Source organism: Arcobacter aquimarinus, from assembly GCF_013177635.1.
GTDB lineage: Bacteria > Campylobacterota > Campylobacteria > Campylobacterales > Arcobacteraceae > Aliarcobacter > Aliarcobacter aquimarinus.
Map to the genome: position 1 here is coordinate 1,633,228 of NZ_CP030944.1, position 21,880 is coordinate 1,655,107.

Sequence of the window (21,880 nt, forward strand, 5' to 3'; positions counted from 1 at the left end):
TTTAGGCACGGCTAGTTCCTCCAATTGGATCTACTTTATAAACTCCTAACTCTTTACCGTTAGTATCAATAATATGAACAGCACAAGCAATACAAGGATCAAAACTATGGATAGTTCTTAAAATCTCTAGTGGTTGATCTGGATTTGCTACTTTTGTACCAATCAATGAAGCTTCATAAGCTCCCAGTCTTCCTTTATAATCCCTTGGTGCTGCATTCCAAGTTGATGGAACAACTGCTTGATAATTTGCAACTTTTCCATCTTTTATTTTTACCCAGTGACCTAATCCACCTCTTGGTGCTTCAGCCATTCCATAACCTTGAGCATCTTTTGAAACATTATCAAAATTAAATTCTGTCCATGTTGATAAATCACCATGTGCAACATTTGAAGCTAACTCATCAACCCAATCCATCATAACATCAGACATAAGTTCAGTTTCGATTGCACGTGCTGCTGTTCTTCCTACTGTTGAGAATAAAACAGTTGTTGGTAGATTTCCATTTTTTAAGAAAGTTGTTACATATTTAGAAATTCTTTCATCTTTGTTTGCAACTCCTACTATCATTCTAGCAAGTGGTCCTACTTCCATTCTTTCATCGTCATACAATGGAGATTTAATCCAAGAATATTTATTTTTAGTATCTAAATAAGCAATATTATTCTCTTTTTTCCCAAATCCTGTATAGTTTGGTTTTGTAACTCCATCATAAGGGTGGAGATTTGTAGTTCCCTCATACCAAGCATGAGTTACATCTTCAGTAATTTTACTTTGATCAACTTCATAAACTTTTGATAAATCTCTATTTTTTACAATTCCTGCAGGGAATAGTTTTGAAGATTTATAAAATGGTAAATCATCTAAGTTGAAGTCTCCAAAACACATGAAGTTTCCAATTCCTCCACCAATTCCTTCTAAAGCTTCATCAGCATACATAGTTCCAGCCATATAAACATCTGGTAAATATGCCTCTTTTATAAACTTTCTACTTCTTTTTAAAAGTTGTTTAAACTCTGCTATTCTTGCAGGGTTTTTAATATCTTGAACACAAGTTACTCCACCCACTACAAAAGATTGTGGATGTGGATTTTTACCACCAAAAATAGCCATCATTTTTGCCATATCTCTTTGTAGTTCTAAAGCATCTAAATAATGAGATAATCCTATTAAATTTTGTTCAGGAGTAAGCTTAAATCCTTTACTTCCCCAATATGCATTTCCAAAAATTCCAAGTCTTCCTTGTTTTACATATTTTGTAACTCTTTCTTGAACTTGAATATATGTATCTTCACTTGCATTCCAAGCTCTTTGTCCTGATAAAGATGCCCACTTTTGAGCTTCAAGAACAGTTGCTTTTGGATTAGCTTTTAAAGCTTCTGTAATATCAACCCAATCAAGAGCATGAAGATGATAAAAGTGTACTACGTGGTCATGTAAATATAAGGCACCTTGAATTAAATTTCGCACTAGCCTTGCATTTTTTGGAATAGTTACTCCAAAAGCATGTTCAACAGCTTCTATACTTCTTTGATAGTGAGTTCCTGTACAAACTCCACAAATTCTCATAGCTAAAAGTCCGCAATCTCTTGGATCTCTTCCTTTTAAAATCTCTTCTATACCTCTAAACATCGTAGAAGAAGAGTAAGCATCAGTAACAACATTATTTTCATCAATGATTGCTTCAATTCTAAGATGTCCCTCTATTCTTGTAATTGGATCTATTACTAAATGTTTTTGTGCCATTATTTTTCCTCTTCTTCTTTTGATTTTTTATTAGCTACAACAGAAGCTACTGCATGAACTCCAATACCTATAGCAGTTGCTGTTAATAATCCAAGACCAAACTCATCAACTGTTCTTTCAACTCCACCTGTAGGAGGTTTTATATTAGCATTAGCCATTGGTCTTTGATAAGCATATTTATCCCAAAAATCTGGCTCAGAACACCCAATACATCCATGTCCTGCACCAATTGGCCAGTTTGTACCTTCGTTATATCTAATAATTGAACAATTGTTAAAAGTCATTGGACCTTTACACCCTACTTTATATAAACACCAGTTATTTTTAGCACCTTCATCTCCCCACTCTTCAACAAATTCACCAGCATCAAAGTGAGCTCTTCTTTCACAGTTATCATGAATTCTATAACCAAATGCAAATTTTGGTCTTAATAATGAATCAAGTTCTGGAATTTGACCTGTTAAAACATAATGAAGTACAACTCCTACCATATTAGCTGGATTTGCTGGGCAAGCAGGAATATTAACCACAGGTTTTCCTCTTACTAAATCCATAACTCCAACTGCTTTTGTTGGATTTGGAGCAGCTGCTGGAACTCCACCAAATGTAGCACAAGTTCCAACAGCAACAATAGCTGCAGCATCTTTTGATAATCTCATTAAATGCTCTTGGAAAGTCTCACCAGCAGGTCCAATAGTTCCATAATTTCCATTCATACCCGTAGGAATTGAACCCTCTACAAAAAGTAAATATTTATCTTTAAAATGTTCCATTGCTTCATCTAATTGATGTTCAGCATCATGCCCTGCACATGCCATTAATGCATGGTGAAACTCTAAACTTAAAACATCAAATAATAAATCATCAACTGTTGGAGCACTACTTCTTAATAATGCCTCAGTATTTCCCGCACAATCTTGTAATTCAATCCAAATTACTGGAACTCTGTTCATAAGTTCAGTTGCTTCTGCCACAAGTGGTGCAAACATAGGAGGAAGCATAAGTGTGGCAGTTGTTGCACTAACCCACTTCATAAAATCCCTTCTATTTACACCTTCTGTTTCTAGAACATCCATAATATCAACATCTCTAAGTGCTGGTTGTACTCTTAAAGATTTTAATCTACTTTTTGCTTTTTCAAATAAAGAGTTATAATACTCTTCACCTTTATTTGTTTCTACTCTTCCTGATTTTTGGGTAAAAATTTTTTTTACCATCTGTGTTGAATCAATCATACTCTTCACTCCTTAAAATGAATGTTCATTTACTTTTTGTAAACTAACAATTAACAACTTATAGTAAACTTAATTTATGAATGATTATTCATAGCATAGAAGTAGCAATCTTTAAAGGTATGATTTTAAGGTATGGTTTTATGGTAAATAGTTTAATTTTTTGTTCGAAAAATACTTAAGTGTATTTTTAATTCAGTATTTTATAATATTGTTACAAATATACACTTTTTATGAATAACTATTCACTAATGGGTTGTGCAAACAGAACATACATCAAAACTTCTAAGAACTATTTTTGCAATTTCTATATTTGGCGAACCAATTATTGCTTTTTGTGCAATTCCTTTTTCTTTTTTATTAGAAGGTCCTAAATTCCAAACAGTTGGAGTAATAACATCATAAGCTTTTATTTTTCCATTTTCAATGTCTATTTTATGATATAAAGAGCCTCTACATGCTTCTACAACTGATAATCCACTTGCTTTTTCTATATCATTTAAAGAAATTTTTGGTTTTATAAAAGAGTTTTCTAATAAATCTATTTGTGAAATTAAAGATTTAGTATCATTTATTAAAAATGCCATTTCATCAACTCTTGCCATTACTCTTGTAAAAACAGAATCATCAAAACTTTTATGTAACTCTTTTATAAATCTTCTATTTGAAATAATTGCTCTAGCAAGTGGACCTGTTTCAAAAAAATTATCATTGTAAGTAACTAATTTGCTCCAAGTATGTTTTTTAGAAATATTTTCTTTTTCATTTAAAGAAAAAGTATATTCATTACTTTCAGCTATTTTAGATAAATCGATTTTATTTACTATTTTTTGTTTTATTTTTCCACTTCTAAAGAGATTCGATTCTGCTAAACTTATAAATCTATTGTGTGATTTTCCATACACATTTAGATGATATTTAAAACAAAGATCTTTAAAATACTTCATATCTTTATCTAATTTTTCTAAATCATTTAAACTATCAAAAGATAAGTAGTCTTCTAAACTAACTCCACTAACAGAATCTTCAAAAAAATCAATAGCTATTTGAAGATAGTTTTGCATATTAATCAAATCCATTCTAGTAGGATCACTCATCACTCCACCAACATTCATATATGAAGTATGAGGCCACTGTCCACCTATAATAGCAAGAGCCTTTATTGTTTCACTTGCAGTTTTACAGGCTTCTAGCCATCTTTTTCCTTTTAAAGGAGCGTAAATACCTAAATCACTACTATTTAGTTTTATAATATCGGGCATAATAAAAAGATAAAACCATTTTATATGAGAATCTATAATCTCTATATTTAAACCTATTTGTCTTAAAAGTTTAGCTTTATTTGAAATTTCAATTTTTTCATTTATATTCTCATAGATATTTTCTAATGCTTCAACGGTTGCTTTTAGATGTGCTTGTCCACAAATTCCACAAATTCTTGGAGTGTAAATTAAGGCATCTAAAGGTGATTTTTCTTCTAATATATATTCAAATCCTCTAAAATTTAAAAAATCAATTCTTGCATCACTTACTTTATTGTTTTTCCAACTACAAATTAGTTTTGCTTCTCCTTCAATTCTTTCAACTAAATCAACTGTTTTCATCAACTATTCCATCAATTTTTTATGAAGTCTATCTATTTTAAAAGTTTTAGCAACTCCACTTATACTTAAATATGCTCTTTTAGAAATTCCTAAAGGAACTTCTAAAGGAATTCCCATATTTTTCTTTGTTTCAAGCATATTATTTCTTGGAAAATCAACTTCAGTACAACCAATACAAGGCATACCTGCCCTTGTTTTAGAGTTTATATCATTCCAAAGTATTTTATTACAAGAACTATGTGTCATAGGAGCACGACATCCTTGGTTATAAAATAAACATCCTTCTTTTTGTCCAAAATTTCCTTCAATTTTCCACTCAAAATACTCATTCCTTGTACAACCATGATGAGCTAAAGTACCATATAATTCTTTTGGTCTACCTTCATCATCTAACGATATTTCTTTAAAATTTTTCAAACTAAAAAGAGTTTGAAAAATCCATTCAGGATGAACAGGACAACCGGAAAGATTTATTATTGGATGTTTTAACTTTTTTTTATTTTCTTCCTCAATAGCATCTTTTAAACCACAAACGTCATCATTTTGAGTAAATTTGGCATGAATTCCACCAAAAGAAGCACAAGAACCAACTGCAATAAGATATTTAGACTTTTGAACTAATTTTTCTAAAATATTTTTTGTTGAATCATTTGAAGTTGTAAAAAATTTTTGATTAGAAGAGATTGCTCCTTCAACCAATAAAAAATCTATTTGTTCTTGGTTTTTTATAATATCTTCCAAAGATTTATCAATAGTTAAACTACCATGATAAATAAAATCAAAATTTTTTAAAAAAAGTTCAAATTTACTAGAGTTTGAACTTAATAAGGAGTGGGTATTTCCATTACATGTAATTGCTGAAAACCAAACAACTGTTGGTTTTTTTTCATTCATCATACTTTAATGCTCGATAAATATTATCTGCAACTGCATCTGAATAACTTAATAAATCTTTATCTAAAACATTTTCACCACTTAAAAAAGCAAAACCACCTAAACTTCCCATTATCATACCAAATGCAGGGAAAAATTCTTGTTCTCTAAACTCTTTTTTTTGTGCACCATCATCAAGTAAAATCATAACTTCTGTTACAAACTCGCCAACACATAAAAAACCTTCACAGCCTTGCTTGAAAACTTCTCTATTCGATAAATAAACCCTTAAAAAATATTCAATTACTTCAGGTGATTTTTGAACATTTTCTAAATATTTTCGTACAAATATATAAATTTTCTCTTTTGAAGATATCTCCATATTATTAACTTCTCTTAATTCATCAGCCAAAATATTTGTTGAATACTTAATTGCAAATTTAGCTAATTCTTCTTTTGAAGCAAAATAGTTATACATATTTCCAACGCTCATTTTCATAGCTTTTGCAATATCTGGAATTGTAGTGTTATAAAAACCTTTTTGAGCGAAAAGCTTTAAAGCATTTTCTATAATATTATTTTTTTTATTTTCTTTTAAATTAGATATAGTTTTTCCTTAAAAAATTTTCTCCGATTTGTTCCGATTTATTATGTTACATTATATTTTATTAAAATTGAATAATTATTTTTAAGTAAAAAAAAGCTTAGGAAAAATCCTAAGCTTTAAAATTATCTTGAAGTAACTAATGTAGTTAAATGCTCAGAAGAAACTTGGTGGAAGTTTAAGTATTTATAAACACCATCTTTGTTTGTTTCATTGATTTTTTGAGCAACAATGTTCATGTACTCTTCAACAGATGGTAATCTACCTAATAATGCAGCAACAGCAGCAACTTCAGCAGAACCTAAATAAACTTTAGAGTTTTTACCAAGTCTGTTATCGAAGTTTCTTGTAGATGTAGAGAATACAGTTGATCCTTCACCAACTTGTGCTTGGTTACCCATACATAATGAACAACCTGGAATCTCAATTCTTGCACCTGCAGCAGCAAATGCAGCATAGTAACCTTCTTCTGTTAATTGAGCTTCGTCCATTTTTGTAGGAGGTGCAACCCATAGTTTTGCTTTAGCAACACCTTCACCTTTTAATACTTCTCCTAAAGCTCTGAATAATCCGATATTAGTCATACAAGAACCAACGAATACTTCATCAATATTTTTTGGTCTGTTGTCATCAGCTAAGATTTCACTTAATGTAGCAACATCATCTGGATCGTTTGGACAAGCTAAGATTGGCTCTTTAATTTCATCTAAATTAATTTCGATTGTAGCTAAGTACTCAGCATCTGCATCTGGCTCTAATAATTCTGGATTAGCAATCCATTCTTTCATTTTATCAGCTCTTCTTTGAAGAGTTTTAGCATCTTCGTAACCTTCTTCAATCATTTTTTCAATTAAAGCAATGTTAGAAGATAAGTATTCAATAATTGGTTCTTTATTTAATTGAACAGAACAAGCTGCTGCTGATCTTTCAGCTGATGCATCTGATAATTCGAATGCTTGCTCAACTTTTAAATCTGGTAAACCTTGAATTTCAATAATTGTTCCAGCAAAAATGTTCTTTTTATTTTTCTTAGGAACTGTTAATAATCCTTGTTTAATTGCATAATATGGAATAGCATTTACTAAATCTCTTAAAGTGATTCCTGGTTGCATATTTCCTGTAAATTTAACTAATACAGATTCTGGCATAGTTAAAGGCATCATACCTGTAACACCTGCGAATGCAATAAGACCTGAACCAGCTGGGAATGAAATACCAATTGGGAATCTTGTATGAGAATCTCCACCAGTACCTACTGTATCTGGTAAACATAATCTATTTAACCATGAGTGAATAACACCGTCACCTGGCTTAAGTGTAACTCCACCTCTTGAGTTGATGAAATCTGGTAAAGTATGTCTTAATTTAATATCTGCTGGTTTTGGATAAGCAGCAGTGTGGCAGAATGATTGCATAACCATATCAGCACCAAAAGATAATGCTGCTAATTCTTTAATCTCATCTCTTGTCATTGGTCCAGTTGTATCTTGAGAACCTACAGTTGTAGCGATTGGTTCAACGTACATACCTGGTTTAATACCTTCTACACCACAAGCTTTTCCAACCATTTTTTGCGCTTGAGTAAATCCTTTACCATTATCAGCTGGTTGTTCAGGAGCAATAAACATATCTGAAGCACCTAATTTTAATGCTTCTCTAGCTTTTGCAGTTAAACCTTTACCAATAATTAATGGAATTCTTCCACCTGCTCTCATTTCATCTGTTAATGTATTTGGAGCTAATTTGAATTCAGAAACAACTGAACCATTTTTTTCAATTACACCAGCGTATGGTTTTAATACGATTACATCACCAGTTTCTAATGAATCAACATTAGCTTGAATTGGTAAACATCCTGAATCTTCTGCAGTGTTAAAGAAAATTGGAGCAATAATAGAACCAATTACAACACCACCTGTTCTTTTATTAGGAACACCTGGAATATCTCTTCCCATATGCCATTGAACAGAGTTGATTCCTGATTTTCTTGATGAACCAGTTCCAACAACATCTCCAACGTATGCTAAAGGATGACCTTTTTCTTTTAAAGAAGCCATCATTTCTAATGGTTTTTCCATTCTTGATTGTAACATTGCAGTTGCGTGTAATGGAATATCAGCTCTTGTAAATGCAACAGTTGCAGGAGATAAATCATCTGTATTTGTTTCACCAGGAATTTTATATACAGTTAATGTAATTTCTTCTTCTAATGCTGGTTTATTTGTAAACCACTCAGCGTTTGCCCATGATTCAATAACTTCTTTAGCTTTTGCATTTCCAGCATCCATTAATTCTTTAACATCGTTAAATGAATTATAAACTAAGATTGTGTTTTTTAATTGCTCAGCAGCTGCACTTGCTACTTCATCAATTTTTAAAGCTTCAACTAATGGTGGTACGTTATATCCACCCATCATTGTTCCTAAAATCTCGATTGCTTCAGTTTTAGAAATTACTGAACATGCAACATTTCCTTGAACAACGTCATTTAAAAATGCAGCTTTAACATAAGCAGCATCATCAACACCTGGGTTAATTTTATTTTTAAATAATTCTAAACAATATTCAGCTTCAGCAACAGGATTAGCTTTTAATAACTCTACTAACTCAGCAGTTTGCTCAGCAGTTAAAGCTAATGGCGGTAATCCACCTTGACTAAGTCTTTCTTCTGTATGTGCTTTATAATTAGCTAATAAACTCATATATTATCTCCTCTTTATTTTAGAAAGTTTAGATATTATATCATAAAGAAAAAAATTAGTATGTACAATTTTTGTAAAGAATTGTACAAGTTCTAAAATTTGTGAATGAAAGTTACAATTAATCTATTTAATATGGCTAAAAGAAATAACTCATACTTAATATTTAAAAATAGTTCTTCTAATGATGTACAACTTTTGTACATACTTTTTATTATTTGTTCAATATATTTTTTATATATTTCTTTCCATAAATTTATAAAAATAAGAGAAACTAATGATTAAAGAATTAGAAAAAAAATTACATAATGAAATACCACTAACCAAATTTATGGAGATAAAAATAACAGATTATAATAATAACTACTTAATCTCACAAGCTCCACTTAGTGTAAATATAAATGATAAAGGTACAGCTTTTGGTGGAAGTTTAGCAACAATGAATATTATTTCTTCTTGGGGTTTGTGTTGGATTATTCAAAAAGAGTTAGGTTTTAATAGTAACAATATAGTTATAATAAAAAATGAACATTCTTATAAAAAACCTGTTACAAAAGATATTGTTTGTTTTACTAAAAAACCCTCTTTAGAAGAGATAGATAAATTAAAAAACAAACTTTTATTAAAAAAAAGTGCCTCAATAAAAATTGAATCAAAAATCATAGAAGATGGTGAAATATGTGTAGATTTTACTGGTTATTATGTGATTAAAATATAATATCTTTTACGGTTATTTGATTCTTTTGATTATCTTTTGATTTATATAAAAGCTTATCTACTTCATGATAAACTATTGAAGAGTTAATCTTTTCTTTAATGCTCAATAAGTTTCCTAAACCAATGGAAATTGTTAGATATTCATAATTTGATTTTTTTGAAGCTTTAATCTTTAGATTTTCAACCTTTCTTCTGATATTTTCAACAAGTAAAAAAGCATCTTTTTGTTCTTTTACTTCAAATAAAATAGCAAATTCTTCTCCACCTACTCTAAATACATAATCATTTGTTCTGTTAAAATTCTCTCTCAATGTTTTAGCCACTTTTTGCAAAGCTATATCACCTTCATGATGTCCAAAACTATCATTATAATCTTTGAAAAAATCTATATCTATAATCGCAAATGAAAACTTTTGTTTATGTCTTGATAAAGCATTTAATTTTTTTTCTAAAATATTTTGGAAATGCCTTCTATTATATAATCCTGTTAAAGAATCCGTTATACTTAACTCACTTAGTAATCTATTTTTTTCATCCAACTCTTCTAAAGCCTTTTTATAGTCACTAACATCAAGCATAATTCCAACTAAACCTACTATTTCATCTTCCATAACAAAAGATGATTTATAAAAATGATAATCTCTTATTTTTCCATCAGCACATTTTACTTTTCCTTCATAAAATTGTTCTTTTAAAGTCAAAAAAAGTTCTCTATCTTTTTCATAATATAGGTCTGCATTCTCTTTTGGAATAACATGAGGTAAATCATAAAGAGTTTTTCCAATAATCTGCTCTTTTGGTATTCCTAAGATTATTTTTGAAAAAGCATCATTACAATGTTGATAAACTCCATTTTTATCTTTGTAAAACATAGGATTAGGAATTACATCAAATAATTTTTTTAAAAATACATCATTAAATTTTGCTTCTTTTTGTAAAAACGCAATTTTAAGGCTCAATTCCTCATAACTTGCCATTTTATTCATTTTTTCCCTTTATTTATCAAGAAAAATATATTATTTATTTTTCATTCAACCATACTACAATTATGATTAATAACTATTTAATAACATTTTATTTTCTATTTTTCTATCAATAAATGTATAAACTATAAATAAAATAACCAACCATATAAAATAAATTATCTCTTTTGAAGATTGATTTTGAAAAAAACTTAATATAAATAAAGAACTTATTATCACAAAAATTAGTGATAAAAATATCTATAGAAAATATATCTTTGTATGTTTTATTTTTAGTTTTGAAAAGCAGTTAGGACAGGTATGTCTACCAAATAAAGAACTAAAATACCTTTTTGTTTTTAGTTCTATTTTTTAGTTGCAATTGGGACATTTCATAATAATTTACCTTGTTTTTTTTATCTATCTTCAACAACAAATAAATGACATTTTTCATATATATTATAATTTTTGTTTTGACAAACACCTACTATATAACTATTATTTTTTAATTCATATTTTGTATAATCTTCATTAAGTCTTATTTTGATTTTTCCAAAACTTTTATTTTCTAAAAAAATTCTATTTTATCAGAATATTCAACTTTATCTAATATTGTTCCTTGAAATGAAATCATTCTATTTTTATCTTCTTTTATATATGTTATGTAATCTTTATTTTCTATCCCATAAAGAAAAATACTTAACATTATTAATAGAGCTATCTTTCTAAACATTTTATCCCTTATAATTATTTTCTTCGTTCCCAAGCTCAAGCTTGGGAATACATACTATCGTATATTTACTTCTGCCATTTTTATTTGTTTTTTTATTTAGTTCTTATATACATTCCCAACGAGGACGTTGGGAATGATGGAAAAGCTCTAGCTTTAGAATGTATATTTAACTCTATTCCAAACCAAAACCCTAAAATAACTTATTATTTTATCTATATCTGCATAAAAACAACTCAATCAAATTATATATCTTTTAACAAAATTATTTTTTAAGCTTTTATTATTTTAAAGATTATAAAATAATTTAAATAAAGGATAAACTATGCAAACTTACAATTTCAAAACCTATAGTGAACTTTTTATACATATTTGTAGTTTAGAAAATGAATATTTTTTAAACTATTTATCAAATGAAAAATATACAAATATCTCAACAAGTGATTTTAAAAATAAAGTTATTTGTCTAAGTCTTGCCTTAAAAGACATGGGAATCAAAAAAGGTGATACGGTTGGGATTTTTGCAAAATCATCTCCATTTTGGCTTATTTTTGACTTTGCTATACATGAGGTTGGAGCTATTAGTGTACCTATTTTTGCAAATATTTCAAGTGAAAATCTTAACTTTGAGATAAAAGACTCTGCTATGAAATATATGTTTATAGACTCACAAGAAAGACTCAAAGATATTGAAGAAAAAAACTCTCATCTTACTTTTATAACTCATAATTTTTGTATAAAAGAGCCAAATTTTTATAACTTTGATGAGATTTTGGTTATTGGTAAACAGATTTGCGATTCTACTGGATTTACTCCTTTTGAGGCAAATCCTGATGATATTTTTTCTATCATTTATACAAGTGGAAACACAGGAACTCCAAAAGGTGTGATGTTAAGCCATAAAAATATAGTTTCGCAACTTCATGATATAAATAAACTCATTGATTTACCACAAAGTGAAGTTGCACTTTCTCTTCTTCCTTTGGCTCATATATTTGAGCGAACTGTTATGAGTTATTATCTAAGTCGTGGAATTAGCATCTATTTTGTAGATGATATTTTAAATGTAGCAAATCTTATGAAAGTTGTAAAACCTACGATTATGACAGTTGTTCCAAGACTTTTAGAAAAGATATTTAACAAAATAAAAGCTCAAATTTTAGAAAAACCATTTTTTTGTAAAGTTATAGCTTCTTTGGCTTTTTCTTATGCTCTAAAAGAAAACTTGAATAAAAGTTCTATTTTATTTAAGATTTATGACAAATTGGTTTATTCAAAATTTAGAGAAATATTTGGCTCAAGGGTTGAAAAACTTGTAAGTGGAGGAGCACCTTTATCAAAAGAAATAGCAATATTTTTTGTAAATATTGGAATTCCTGTTTATCAAGGATATGGCTTAACAGAGTTTTCACCAGTTATTTCAACAAATTACCCAAATGCAAATAAAGTTGGTTCTTGTGGAAAAGTAATTCCAAGTGCGCAAATAAAAATTACTCAAGATAATGAACTTTTTGTTCGTGGTGATTCTTTGATGATTGGTTATTTAAATCAAGAAGAATTAACAGCAAAAACTATTGATAAAGATGGTTGGCTTCATACAGGAGATGTGGCATATTTGGATGAAGATGGATATTTATACATTAAAAGTAGAGTAAAAGAAATATTTAAAACTTCAACGGGAGAGTATGTAAATGCCATTTTTATAGAACAACAACTCTCTAAAAACAAATACATAGAGTTTGCTGTAGTAATCGCTCAAAATAAAAAATATACAACTGCCCTACTTTTTGTGGATAAAGAGAAATATAATCTTGCTAAAAAAGTAAATAATAACTTAACAATAGAAGAGTATTATAAAAGAAGTGATATTATTGAAGCTATTTCTAAACATATAAAAAACATAAATAAAAACTTGAATCAATGGGAAAAGATAGTTGATTTTAGAGTAATAACAAATGATATTTCTATTGAAACAGGAGAATTAACACCCTCTATGAAAATAGCTAGAAATAAGATTGAAGAAAAATATGAAAATATTATAAATAGTATGTATGAGGAGAAAAAATGAGAGAAAGAATAGCCATAATTGATGGATTAAGAAGTCCAATAGCAAAAGCAAATGGTAAATTAGCTGATGTAAATGCTGATATTTTAGGAAGTATTATCGCAAAAGAGTTAGTTATTAGAAACAATCTAAATTATGAAGATTTTGATGAAGTTATTATTGGAAATGTTGCAAATCCTGCAAATTCAACCAATATAGCAAGAGTTATGGCAATTCGTGCTGGATTTCCTAATACTACTCCTGCTTATACAGTTCATAGAAATTGTGCTTCAGGAATGCAATCCATTTCAAGTGCAATTGAAAAAATCCATTCAAATCAAGGAAGTTTATATCTTGTTGGTGGAGTTGAATCTATGAGTAATCTTCCTTTACTTTATAGTGATGAATTAAGAAAATTAATAACAAAATTCTCATACTCAAAATCAACTATTGAAAAATTAAAAATATTAAGTACCTTTAGACCAAGTTTTCTAAAACCAACAGTTGGTTTAATAGCTGGTTTAAATGACCCAATTTCTGGAAAAATCATGGGATTAACAGCTGAAAATTTAGCAAATGAGTTTAAAATAAGCAGAGATGCTCAAGATGAATATGCTTTAAAATCTCATCAAAAAGCCCAAAAAGCTATAGAAACTGGGATTTTCAAAGATGAAATTCATCCTATTATGACTAAAAATGCTTCTATTTTGGATGATGATGGAGTAAGATTTAATCAAACCTTACAAAGTTTAAATAAACTAAATCCAATCTTTGATAGATTAAGTGGAACAGTAACTGCTGGAAATTCTTCACAAGTATCAGATGGAGCTTGTTGTTTGATAGTTTGTAGTGAATCAAAGGCTCGTGAATTAAATCTTGAACCTCTAGGATTTATAAAAGATTATGCTTATGCTGGACTTGATGCAAATAGAATGGGATTAGGTCCTATTTATGCCACAGAAAAACTATTTGAAAAAACTGGTTATTCTTTAAAAGATATAAATTTAATAGAGATGAACGAAGCTTTTGCTGCACAAATAATAGCAAATTTAGAAGCCTTTAAAAAATCTAATTTAGGTGAAATAAATGAAGAGATTTTAAATGTAAATGGAGGAGCAATAGCTCTTGGACATCCAGTTGGAATGAGTGGAGCTAGAATTGTTTTAACAGCATTAAAAGAGTTAAAAAGAAGAAATGACAAGTTAGCACTTGCAACACTATGTATTGGTGGTGGACAAGGTGCATCTTTTTTATTGGAGATATAAAAAATGAGTAATATAAATTTAGAAATCAAACAAAATATAGCAACATTAACTTTTGATTTAAAAGATGAAAAAATAAATAAATTATCTTTTGAAATTTTAAAAGAATTCGATGAAAAATTAAATCAAATAAAAGAAGACTCTTCAATAAAAGCCTTAGTAATAGATAGTGCAAAAAAAGATATTTTTATAGCAGGGGCAGATATTAAAGAGATTGAAAAACTAAAAGATGAAAAAGAAGTTTATGACTCTTTAATAGAAGTACATGAGATATTTAATAAACTTGAAAACTTACAAATTCCAACAATAGCATATATAAATGGTGCTTGTATGGGAGGAGGACTTGAACTTGCCCTTGCTTGTAAATATAGAGTTTGTTCAACTAATCCAAAAACAAAAATAGCTTTTCCAGAGATTAAACTGGGAATTTTCCCAGGATTTGCAGGAACTATTAGAGCTCCAAAAGTAGTAGGGTTAGTAAATGCTTTAGACTTAATTCTAAGTGGCAAAACAATTGATGCAAAAAAAGCTTATAAAATAAAACTTGCTGATATGATTTTTGATAATGCACAAAAAGAGTTTATGCTTGATGATTTTATAAAAAAAGCTATTTATGGAACAGTAAAAAATAGAATTACTTTTAATCCTTTGAATTATGCTCCATTAAATGAAATTGTTTTCAAAAAAGCGCTTAAAAATTTAGAATCAAAAGTACATAAAGATTTCAAAGCCCCTTATGTTGCCCTTGATGTAATAAAAGCAACTTTGCATAAAGAGTTAGAAGATGCAATAAAAATTGAAGCAAAAGAGTTTTCAAAATTGGCCGTTACAAAAGAGTCAAAAAATATGATAAAACTATTTTTCTTATTTGAAAAATTAAACAAAAACTATGAAAAGAGTTCAAATCCTATCTCAAATGCAGTTGTTCTTGGAAATGGAGTTATGGGAAAAGGAATTATTTATCTATTCTCAAAATATTTAAAAGATGTAAGAATCAAACTAAGAGATTTAAGCCAAGCCCATGAGATTTTAAAAGATGTAGCAAAAATTTATGATTACTCGATAAAATCAAAAAGTATGACAAAAAATCAACTGGATTTTAAACTAAATAAAATCTCTTATACAGATAAATTTATAGGTTTTAAAAATTTTGATTTTGTTATTGAAGCAATTATTGAAGATGAAAAAACAAAAAAAGCAACTTATAAAGAACTTGAAAATGTTATAGGTGAAAATACAATAATTGCCACAAATACTTCATCAATTTCAATAGAAAAATTATCAGATGAAATAAAAAATAAAGAAAACTTCTTAGGAGTTCACTTTTTTAATCCTGTAAATTTAATGCCACTTGTTGAAATAATACCAACAAAACATACTTCAAAACAAAGTATAAATAAAGTTTGTGAAATGCTTATAAACTCTGGGAAAACTCCTATTATAGTAGGTGATTGTGCTGGTTTTATAGTAAATAGAATCTTACTTCCATATTTAAATGAAGCAGCTTTTATACTAGAACAAGGTTCAAAAATTGAAAGAATTGATTCAATTATAAAAGATTTTGGAATGCCAATGGGTCCATTTACACTTGCTGATACTGTTGGAATTGATATAGGATATAAAGTTGCTAATATTTTAAATGAAGCCTATGGAGATAGAATGCCAATAGCTTCAATCATAGAAAAAATGTATGAAAAAAACCTTTTAGGAGTAAAAACTAAAGAAGGATTTTATGAATACACAGGACGTGATAAATATCCAAATTCACATGTTACGTCTATGCTAGAAAACAATGGTAAGATTTTTAACGATGAAGAGATTCTTGAAAGATGCCTTTATATTATGATAAATGAAGCTAGTAGATGCTTAGAAGAAAACATCGTGACAGAAGCTTCAGTTATTGATTTTGCAATGATTACAGGAACTGGTTTCCCTGCATATAAGGGGGGATTATTAAGTTATGCAAATGAAATTGGATTAAAAAATATCTTAGAATCTTTAAGAAAATTCGAAAAAGAGTATGGAGAAAGATTTAAACCTTCAAATCTTTTAGTTAAATTAGTTGAAGAGTATGAAGATTTTGAAACAGGAGAGAGTTTATGGAAGCATTAGTTTTATTATTAATCATTTTGGGTTTTGGATTTTTTTCCTTTCCACTCTACAGTTATTTTATAGCTGTTGGAGTTTATAGTGTTATATTTTTTGATGTTGGAGCATTATTTTGGACTATTTTTGCTATTTTAGCTGTTGTTTTTTTGTTACCATCATTTAGAATAAAACTAATAAGTTCTAAACTTGTGAATTTTATAAATAAAAATGGACTATTACCAAAAATATCACAAACAGAACAAGCTGCACTTCAAGCTGGAACAAATTGGGTTGAAGCTGATTTTTTTAAAGCAGAAGTAAATTTCAAAGCTATAAATGCACAAAAAGTTACAACTTTAACACAAGAAGAACAAAACTTTTTGGACAATGAAGTAAATGAACTTTGTAATATGACAAGTGATTGGGAGATTTTTCAAAATAGAGATTTAAGCCCACAAGTTTGGCAATTTATAAAAGAGAAAAAATTCTTTGGAATGATTATTCCAAAAGAGTATGAAGGACTTGGATTTTCTGCCACTGCTCACTCTAAAGTAATAGAAAAATTAGTTTCAAGATCACAAGTTTTAGCTATTACTATTATGGTGCCAAATTCACTTGGACCAGCTGAGTTAATACTAAAACATGGAACAATAAATCAAAAAGAAAAATATCTAAAAGATTTAGCAAATGGAAAACTTGTACCTTGTTTTGGTTTAACAGAACCAAATGCCGGAAGTGATGCTACTTCTATTACTTCAAATGGTGTGATTTTTAAAGATGAAAATGGTGAAATAAAAATCAGATTAAACTTTGAAAAAAGATATATAACTTTAGGAAATGTAGCAACTTTAATTGGTCTTGCTTTTGTTTTAAAAGACCCTGAACATTTACTTGGAGATAAAGAAGATTTAGGTATTACTTTTGCTGTTTTTGATTCAAAATTAGAAGGTATTGATAACTCAAAAAGACATGACCCACTTGGAATTCCTTTTGTAAACTCTCCACTTTATGGAAAAGATGTGATTATTGATATGGAAAATATCATAGGTGAAACTTCTGGTATTGGAAAAGGTTGGCAAATGCTTGTTGAATCTTTATCTATAGGACGTGGAATTTCGTTGCCAAGTGTTAGTCTTGGTGGAAGTAAATTAGCTTTAAATGTTGTAGCTTCATACTCTCAACTTAGAGAACAATTTGGACTTAGTATCAATCATTTTGAAGGGGTAGAAGAAAAAATTGCAAAAATTGCAGCCTTTACGTATATGTTAAATGCTTCAAGAAACTACACTTTAGATGCTATTGATGATGGGGTAAAACCAGGTGTTATAAACTCAATTATGAAATATCATGCAACTGAAAAATTCAGAACTGTTATAAATGACTCAATGGATGTTTTAGGAGGAAGTGCGATTATTAGAGGAGAAAACAACCTTTTAGCTCATGCTTATTTTGCTTTACCTATTTCAATAACAGTTGAAGGTGCAAATATCTTAACAAGAAATTTAATGCAATTTGGTCAAGGGTTAATCAAATCTCATCCATATATTTATAAACAAATAGAAGCTTTGAACAGCAATAACGTAAAAGCTTTTGATAAAGTATTTTTCTCTCATATAGGCTTAGTATATAGTGCGTTTTGCAAATCATTGATATATTATGTAACAAGAGGAAATATCTCTTGTCAAAAAGGAGAATTTCAAAGATATAAACAAAAACTCTCTTGGGTTAGTGCTGAATTTACACTTTTGACAAATATTGCTTTAGGAATTTTAGGACCATCTTTGAAAAAAAGAGAAAATATAAGTGCTAGATTTGGAGATATTTTATCAAACTGTTATTTGATAACTGCAACTTTAAGAGAATTTGAAAATAATCCAAATGAAGAAGATGAACTTTTAGTTGATTACATTTGTAACTATTGTTTTAACGAAATTCAAATAGCAAGAGAAGAGATAATCACAAATATTGGTTATTTAGATTATTTACTTCCTATTGTAAAAATAAATCCATTTTCAATAAAAGCAAAAGATAAATTAAATGCAAAGATAGTAAAAAATCTATCAAATCAAGATTATTTACAAAAATTAACTTCATCTTTGTTTATCTCAAAAGATGAAAATGATAGATTAGCAAAACTGCAACTTGCTGTAAAATTAAATAAAGAGTGTGAAAATTCATTTAAAATTTTAAAAGATGCAATTAAAAATGAAACTATTAAAAAAGATAGTCCAGAGAATATGACTAAAGAGCTTTTAGAAAAAAATCTTTTATCAAAAGAAGAGATAGAAAAAATGCTTGAAGCTCATGCTTTAAAACAAGAAATAATCAGTGTTGATTCATTTGATGCAAAGGAATATAAGGCTTTAAGATGATAGATAAAAATGATTTGTTAATAAATACAAATGGTTATGTTTTAAGTTTACTTCAAAAAATTTTAGATGCAAATATTGAAGTAATTGGAGTTGAAAATATCCCAAAAGAGAATCCAAAAATGTTTGTTGCAAATCATTTTACAAGAACAGAAGCAATGCTTGTTCCTTATACTTTGTATAATCTTACAAATAAAAAAGTAGGAGTTATCGCCGATGATTCTTTATTTAAAACTTTTTTTGGGAATTTTTTAGAAAATTTAGGAGCTTTAAAAAAAAGTGCAAAAAACAGAAATGAACATATAATCGGTGATTTAATAACTTCTTGTAAAGATTGGATGATTTTTCCAGAAGGAATGATGGTAAAAGCAAAAGATATTTCAAAAATTGATAAAAACTTTTGTGTAAAAATTGATGGAACTTGCCAAAGAGTCTATACAGGAGCTGCTGTTTTTGCCCTGACTTCTCAAATTTTTAGACAAAAATATTTTGATAAAACTCTAGAAGATTATGAAGATTTTAGCAAAAAATATTTTATAAATAAATGTAGTGATATAAATGGTCATGAAACTATGATTGTACCTATAAATATCTCTTATTCACGTCTTAGAAATGGAAAAAATTTTTTAGTTGATATGGCTAGTAAGCTTTTTGATGAAATAGGAGAAAATTTTAAAGAAGAGTTAGAAATAGAGAGTAATATTATTTTGAACTCTAAAATAACTATTAGAATTTTGGAACCTATTTCTACAAAAAAACTTTTAGAAAACTTTTATGAAAAAAATCTATCAAATGAAAAAATTATAAATAATCTTCGATATGAAGTTACTCTTAACTTTATGAATAAAATCTATGAATCATTAAGCATAAATTTTGATCATATCTTTGTTTTAATTTTATTTTTATATCCAAAAAAAGAGATAGAAATAGAATATTTTAAAAGATTAATTTATATTATTATTTTTAAAATAAAAGAGAAAAATATCTTTTGTGATGAAGATATAAACAAAGATTTAATCTACTTAATCTCTTATGAAAAATATAAAAATTTTAATGAGATACTTCAAATAGCTATAAATGACAATATTTTGACAACAGATGAAATAAACTGCCATAAATACAAAATAAACAAGGAAAACCTTTTAAATAGTTTTAACCATCATACAATCAGATTAAAAAATATATTAAGAGTGATTTTAAATGAAGTTTTAATACAAGAAGAAATTGTAAATATAGTAAAAAATCTAGTTTCAAATAACGAAGAGTTAAATACTAAAATTCTACTAGAAATTTTAAAATATGAGGAAGATATTGAATTTGAAAATAGTTATAAAAAATTTGAAAACCATAAAGAAATAAAAGATATAGAAATAGGTAAGCATAAATATTTTGAAAATAAAAACTCTAATAGTTGTGTTATAGCTATTCATGGTTTTTCCTCTGCTCCAAAAGAGATGGAAAAACTAGCTATATTTTTAAATAAAAATGGTTTCAATGTTCAAACTCCAAGATTAGATGGACATGGAACTGTATGTGAAGATTTAAAAAATAAAATTTGGCAAGATTGGTATAAATCAGTTTCAAGGTCTATAATCATTGCTTCTTTACAATATAAAAAAGTTTTTATTATTGGCTTTTCAACAGGAGGATTATTAGCGCTTTTAAGTACTAAAAAACAATATAAAGAGTTTGTAAGTTTGATTTGTATAAACGCTGCACTTCATCTAAATGATATGAGAATGAAAACCCTACTTCCTGCAATAACTTTTTGGAATGATGTAGTTAAATATTTTTCTGAAGAAAAATATACAAAAGAATATGTTGATAATTTTCCAGAAAATCCTCAAATAAACTATCATAAGCATTATATTGATTCTATTGAACAACTAAGTTTATTGATGAGCAAAACAAAAAAAATTCTTCCAAAAATAAAAAAACCAATACTAATAATACAATCAAAAGATGACCCTGTTGTAAATCCAAGTTCTGCTCACGAAATTTTTGAAAGAATTAGTTCAAGATATAAAACACTAAAAATTATAGATTCAAAAAAACATGTAATAGTCACAGAAGACAATGAAGAATTATTTTATTTAATTTTAAATTTTATAAAATCTGAATGACAAACTTTGTTATAATGAAAAATATTATAAAATTAATTCATAACAATGAAAAGGATTTAAAATGAAACTTTTAAGAAGTTTATTATTTGTCAATTTAACATTAATTGTAATTGCTGGATGTACACATAAAACACCTTATACAAATAGATCTCAAATGATTTTTGTATCACAAAAAGAAGAATTAGCACTAGGTGAAGAGTCATATAAACAAACTTTATCTGAATCAAAAGTTATTGTTGGAACAAAAGATGCTAATAGAATTAAAAATATTGGTTCAAAAATAGCAAAAGTTGCAAATAGAAATGATTTCAACTGGGAATTTAATCTTGTTCAAAATGATGAAATGAATGCTTTTTGTTTACCAGGAGGAAAAGTTGTAGTTTATACGGGAATTCTAAAAGCAGCACATAATGATGACCAATTAGCTACTGTAATTTCACATGAAATTGCCCATGCTCTTGCACGTCATGGAGCAGAAAGAATGAGTGCATCAATGGTTCAGCAAGGTTTACAAGTTGTAGGAAATTTAGCTATAGGAGCAGCAGCCCCTCAATATCAAAATCTTTTTAATCAAACGTATGGAATTGGTTCTCAAGTTGGAGTAATGCTTCCTTATGGAAGAATGCAAGAAACAGAAGCTGATGAAATTGGTATTTATTTGATGTACAAAGCTGGATACAATGTAAATGAAGCATTAAAATTTTGGGAAAATATGAGTGAAGGTAAAAAAGAAGGAAGTGATTTTTTCTCAACTCATCCAAGCTCAACTAATAGAATAAATGATATCCAAAAAGTTATTGTAAAACTACCAAAATCTTAAGAATATAGT

16 protein-coding genes are annotated in these 21,880 nt (G+C 28.1%); 8 read left to right on the forward strand and 8 right to left on the reverse strand.

Annotated features, from left to right (window positions below):
• Nucleotide 1: 1 nt before the first annotated feature.
• The 6 genes from AAQM_RS08220 to AAQM_RS08245 all read right to left on the reverse strand — a co-directional run bounded on the left by AAQM_RS08220 (nt 2) and on the right by AAQM_RS08245 (nt 8,759).
• A complete protein-coding gene (locus tag AAQM_RS08220; protein WP_129095657.1) occupies nt 2–1,744 on the reverse strand; it encodes a nickel-dependent hydrogenase large subunit in 1,743 nt (580 codons plus the stop codon).
• A complete protein-coding gene (locus AAQM_RS08225; RefSeq protein ID WP_129095658.1) occupies nt 1,744–2,979 on the reverse strand; it encodes a hydrogenase small subunit in 1,236 nt (411 codons plus the stop codon). The genes AAQM_RS08220 and AAQM_RS08225 overlap by 1 nt, the downstream gene beginning before the upstream one ends.
• A 245-nt stretch (nt 2,980–3,224) precedes the next feature.
• Nucleotides 3,225–4,580, reverse strand: a complete 1,356-nt coding sequence (locus tag AAQM_RS08230) for a nickel-dependent hydrogenase large subunit (protein ID WP_129095659.1) — start codon at nt 4,578–4,580, stop codon at nt 3,225–3,227.
• Nucleotides 4,581–4,583: 3 nt separating this feature from the next.
• A complete protein-coding gene (locus AAQM_RS08235; RefSeq protein ID WP_228722692.1) occupies nt 4,584–5,474 on the reverse strand; it encodes an NADH-quinone oxidoreductase subunit B family protein in 891 nt (296 codons plus the stop codon).
• Nucleotides 5,467–6,060: a TetR/AcrR family transcriptional regulator gene (locus tag AAQM_RS08240; protein ID WP_129095661.1), complete on the reverse strand. Its 594-nt coding sequence runs from the start codon at nt 6,058–6,060 to the stop codon at nt 5,467–5,469. Before AAQM_RS08240 ends, AAQM_RS08235 begins: the two co-directional genes overlap by 8 nt.
• A 122-nt stretch (nt 6,061–6,182) precedes the next feature.
• The gene (locus AAQM_RS08245; protein WP_129095662.1) at nt 6,183–8,759 is read right to left on the reverse strand and encodes a bifunctional aconitate hydratase 2/2-methylisocitrate dehydratase; all 2,577 of its coding nucleotides are present in this window, start codon (nt 8,757–8,759) and stop codon (nt 6,183–6,185) included.
• A 105-nt stretch (nt 8,760–8,864) separates the two neighbouring features.
• Here AAQM_RS08245 and AAQM_RS12735 point away from each other — a divergent pair, with 105 nt between their 5' ends.
• Entirely contained in the window at nt 8,865–9,041 is a 177-nt protein-coding gene (locus tag AAQM_RS12735; protein ID WP_216678753.1) for a hypothetical protein, read from the forward strand.
• Nucleotides 9,034–9,474 (forward strand): YiiD C-terminal domain-containing protein, encoded by a 441-nt coding sequence (locus AAQM_RS08250; protein WP_129095663.1) that lies wholly within the window; start codon nt 9,034–9,036, stop codon nt 9,472–9,474. Before AAQM_RS12735 ends, AAQM_RS08250 begins: the two co-directional genes overlap by 8 nt.
• Here the strand turns inward: AAQM_RS08250 and AAQM_RS08255 are convergent.
• Nucleotides 9,464–10,459, reverse strand: a complete 996-nt coding sequence (locus tag AAQM_RS08255) for a GGDEF domain-containing protein (RefSeq protein WP_129095664.1) — start codon at nt 10,457–10,459, stop codon at nt 9,464–9,466. The two genes, AAQM_RS08250 and AAQM_RS08255, sit on opposite strands and share 11 nt — an antisense overlap.
• Nucleotides 10,460–11,003: 544 nt before the next feature.
• The gene (locus AAQM_RS08260; RefSeq protein WP_164967059.1) at nt 11,004–11,168 is read right to left on the reverse strand and encodes a hypothetical protein; all 165 of its coding nucleotides are present in this window, start codon (nt 11,166–11,168) and stop codon (nt 11,004–11,006) included.
• Between the two features lie 322 nt (nt 11,169–11,490).
• Here AAQM_RS08260 and AAQM_RS08265 point away from each other — a divergent pair, with 322 nt between their 5' ends.
• The 6 genes from AAQM_RS08265 to AAQM_RS08290 all read left to right on the forward strand — a co-directional run bounded on the left by AAQM_RS08265 (nt 11,491) and on the right by AAQM_RS08290 (nt 21,871).
• A complete protein-coding gene (locus AAQM_RS08265) occupies nt 11,491–13,233 on the forward strand; it encodes an AMP-dependent synthetase/ligase (RefSeq protein WP_129095665.1) in 1,743 nt (580 codons plus the stop codon).
• Nucleotides 13,230–14,474, forward strand: coding sequence for a thiolase family protein (locus AAQM_RS08270; RefSeq protein WP_129095666.1), 1,245 nt, complete (start codon nt 13,230–13,232; stop codon nt 14,472–14,474). Before AAQM_RS08265 ends, AAQM_RS08270 begins: the two co-directional genes overlap by 4 nt.
• Before the next feature lie 3 nt (nt 14,475–14,477).
• Nucleotides 14,478–16,583 (forward strand): 3-hydroxyacyl-CoA dehydrogenase NAD-binding domain-containing protein, encoded by a 2,106-nt coding sequence (locus AAQM_RS08275; protein ID WP_129095667.1) that lies wholly within the window; start codon nt 14,478–14,480, stop codon nt 16,581–16,583.
• Nucleotides 16,571–18,931, forward strand: a complete 2,361-nt coding sequence (locus AAQM_RS08280) for an acyl-CoA dehydrogenase (RefSeq protein WP_129095668.1) — start codon at nt 16,571–16,573, stop codon at nt 18,929–18,931. The genes AAQM_RS08275 and AAQM_RS08280 overlap by 13 nt, the downstream gene beginning before the upstream one ends.
• Nucleotides 18,928–21,051 (forward strand): serine aminopeptidase domain-containing protein, encoded by a 2,124-nt coding sequence (locus AAQM_RS08285; protein ID WP_129095669.1) that lies wholly within the window; start codon nt 18,928–18,930, stop codon nt 21,049–21,051. The genes AAQM_RS08280 and AAQM_RS08285 overlap by 4 nt, the downstream gene beginning before the upstream one ends.
• A 61-nt stretch (nt 21,052–21,112) precedes the next feature.
• Nucleotides 21,113–21,871 carry a M48 family metallopeptidase gene (locus tag AAQM_RS08290; RefSeq protein ID WP_129095670.1) on the forward strand — a complete coding sequence of 253 codons (759 nt, stop codon included), beginning with the start codon at nt 21,113–21,115 and terminating at the stop codon, nt 21,869–21,871.
• The last annotated feature ends 9 nt before the right edge of the window (nt 21,872–21,880 follow it).

What these genes read in the sequence shown, in the direction of transcription:
- AAQM_RS08250 (WP_129095663.1), top strand. Translation starts at nt 9,034, where the DNA reads ATGATTAAAGAATTAGAAAAAAAATTACATAATGAAATACCACTAACC.
- AAQM_RS12735 (WP_216678753.1), top strand. Translation starts at nt 8,865, where the DNA reads ATGAAAGTTACAATTAATCTATTTAATATGGCTAAAAGAAATAACTCA.
- AAQM_RS08260 (WP_164967059.1), bottom strand. Translation starts at nt 11,168, where the DNA reads ATGTTTAGAAAGATAGCTCTATTAATAATGTTAAGTATTTTTCTTTAT.
- AAQM_RS08235 (WP_228722692.1), bottom strand. Translation starts at nt 5,474, where the DNA reads ATGAATGAAAAAAAACCAACAGTTGTTTGGTTTTCAGCAATTACATGT.
- AAQM_RS08275 (WP_129095667.1), top strand. Translation starts at nt 14,478, where the DNA reads ATGAGTAATATAAATTTAGAAATCAAACAAAATATAGCAACATTAACT.
- AAQM_RS08225 (WP_129095658.1), bottom strand. Translation starts at nt 2,979, where the DNA reads ATGATTGATTCAACACAGATGGTAAAAAAAATTTTTACCCAAAAATCA.
- AAQM_RS08285 (WP_129095669.1), top strand. Translation starts at nt 18,928, where the DNA reads ATGATAGATAAAAATGATTTGTTAATAAATACAAATGGTTATGTTTTA.
- AAQM_RS08290 (WP_129095670.1), top strand. Translation starts at nt 21,113, where the DNA reads ATGAAACTTTTAAGAAGTTTATTATTTGTCAATTTAACATTAATTGTA.
- AAQM_RS08220 (WP_129095657.1), bottom strand. Translation starts at nt 1,744, where the DNA reads ATGGCACAAAAACATTTAGTAATAGATCCAATTACAAGAATAGAGGGA.
- AAQM_RS08230 (WP_129095659.1), bottom strand. Translation starts at nt 4,580, where the DNA reads ATGAAAACAGTTGATTTAGTTGAAAGAATTGAAGGAGAAGCAAAACTA.
- AAQM_RS08265 (WP_129095665.1), top strand. Translation starts at nt 11,491, where the DNA reads ATGCAAACTTACAATTTCAAAACCTATAGTGAACTTTTTATACATATT.
- AAQM_RS08255 (WP_129095664.1), bottom strand. Translation starts at nt 10,459, where the DNA reads ATGAATAAAATGGCAAGTTATGAGGAATTGAGCCTTAAAATTGCGTTT.
- AAQM_RS08280 (WP_129095668.1), top strand. Translation starts at nt 16,571, where the DNA reads ATGGAAGCATTAGTTTTATTATTAATCATTTTGGGTTTTGGATTTTTT.
- AAQM_RS08245 (WP_129095662.1), bottom strand. Translation starts at nt 8,759, where the DNA reads ATGAGTTTATTAGCTAATTATAAAGCACATACAGAAGAAAGACTTAGT.
- AAQM_RS08270 (WP_129095666.1), top strand. Translation starts at nt 13,230, where the DNA reads ATGAGAGAAAGAATAGCCATAATTGATGGATTAAGAAGTCCAATAGCA.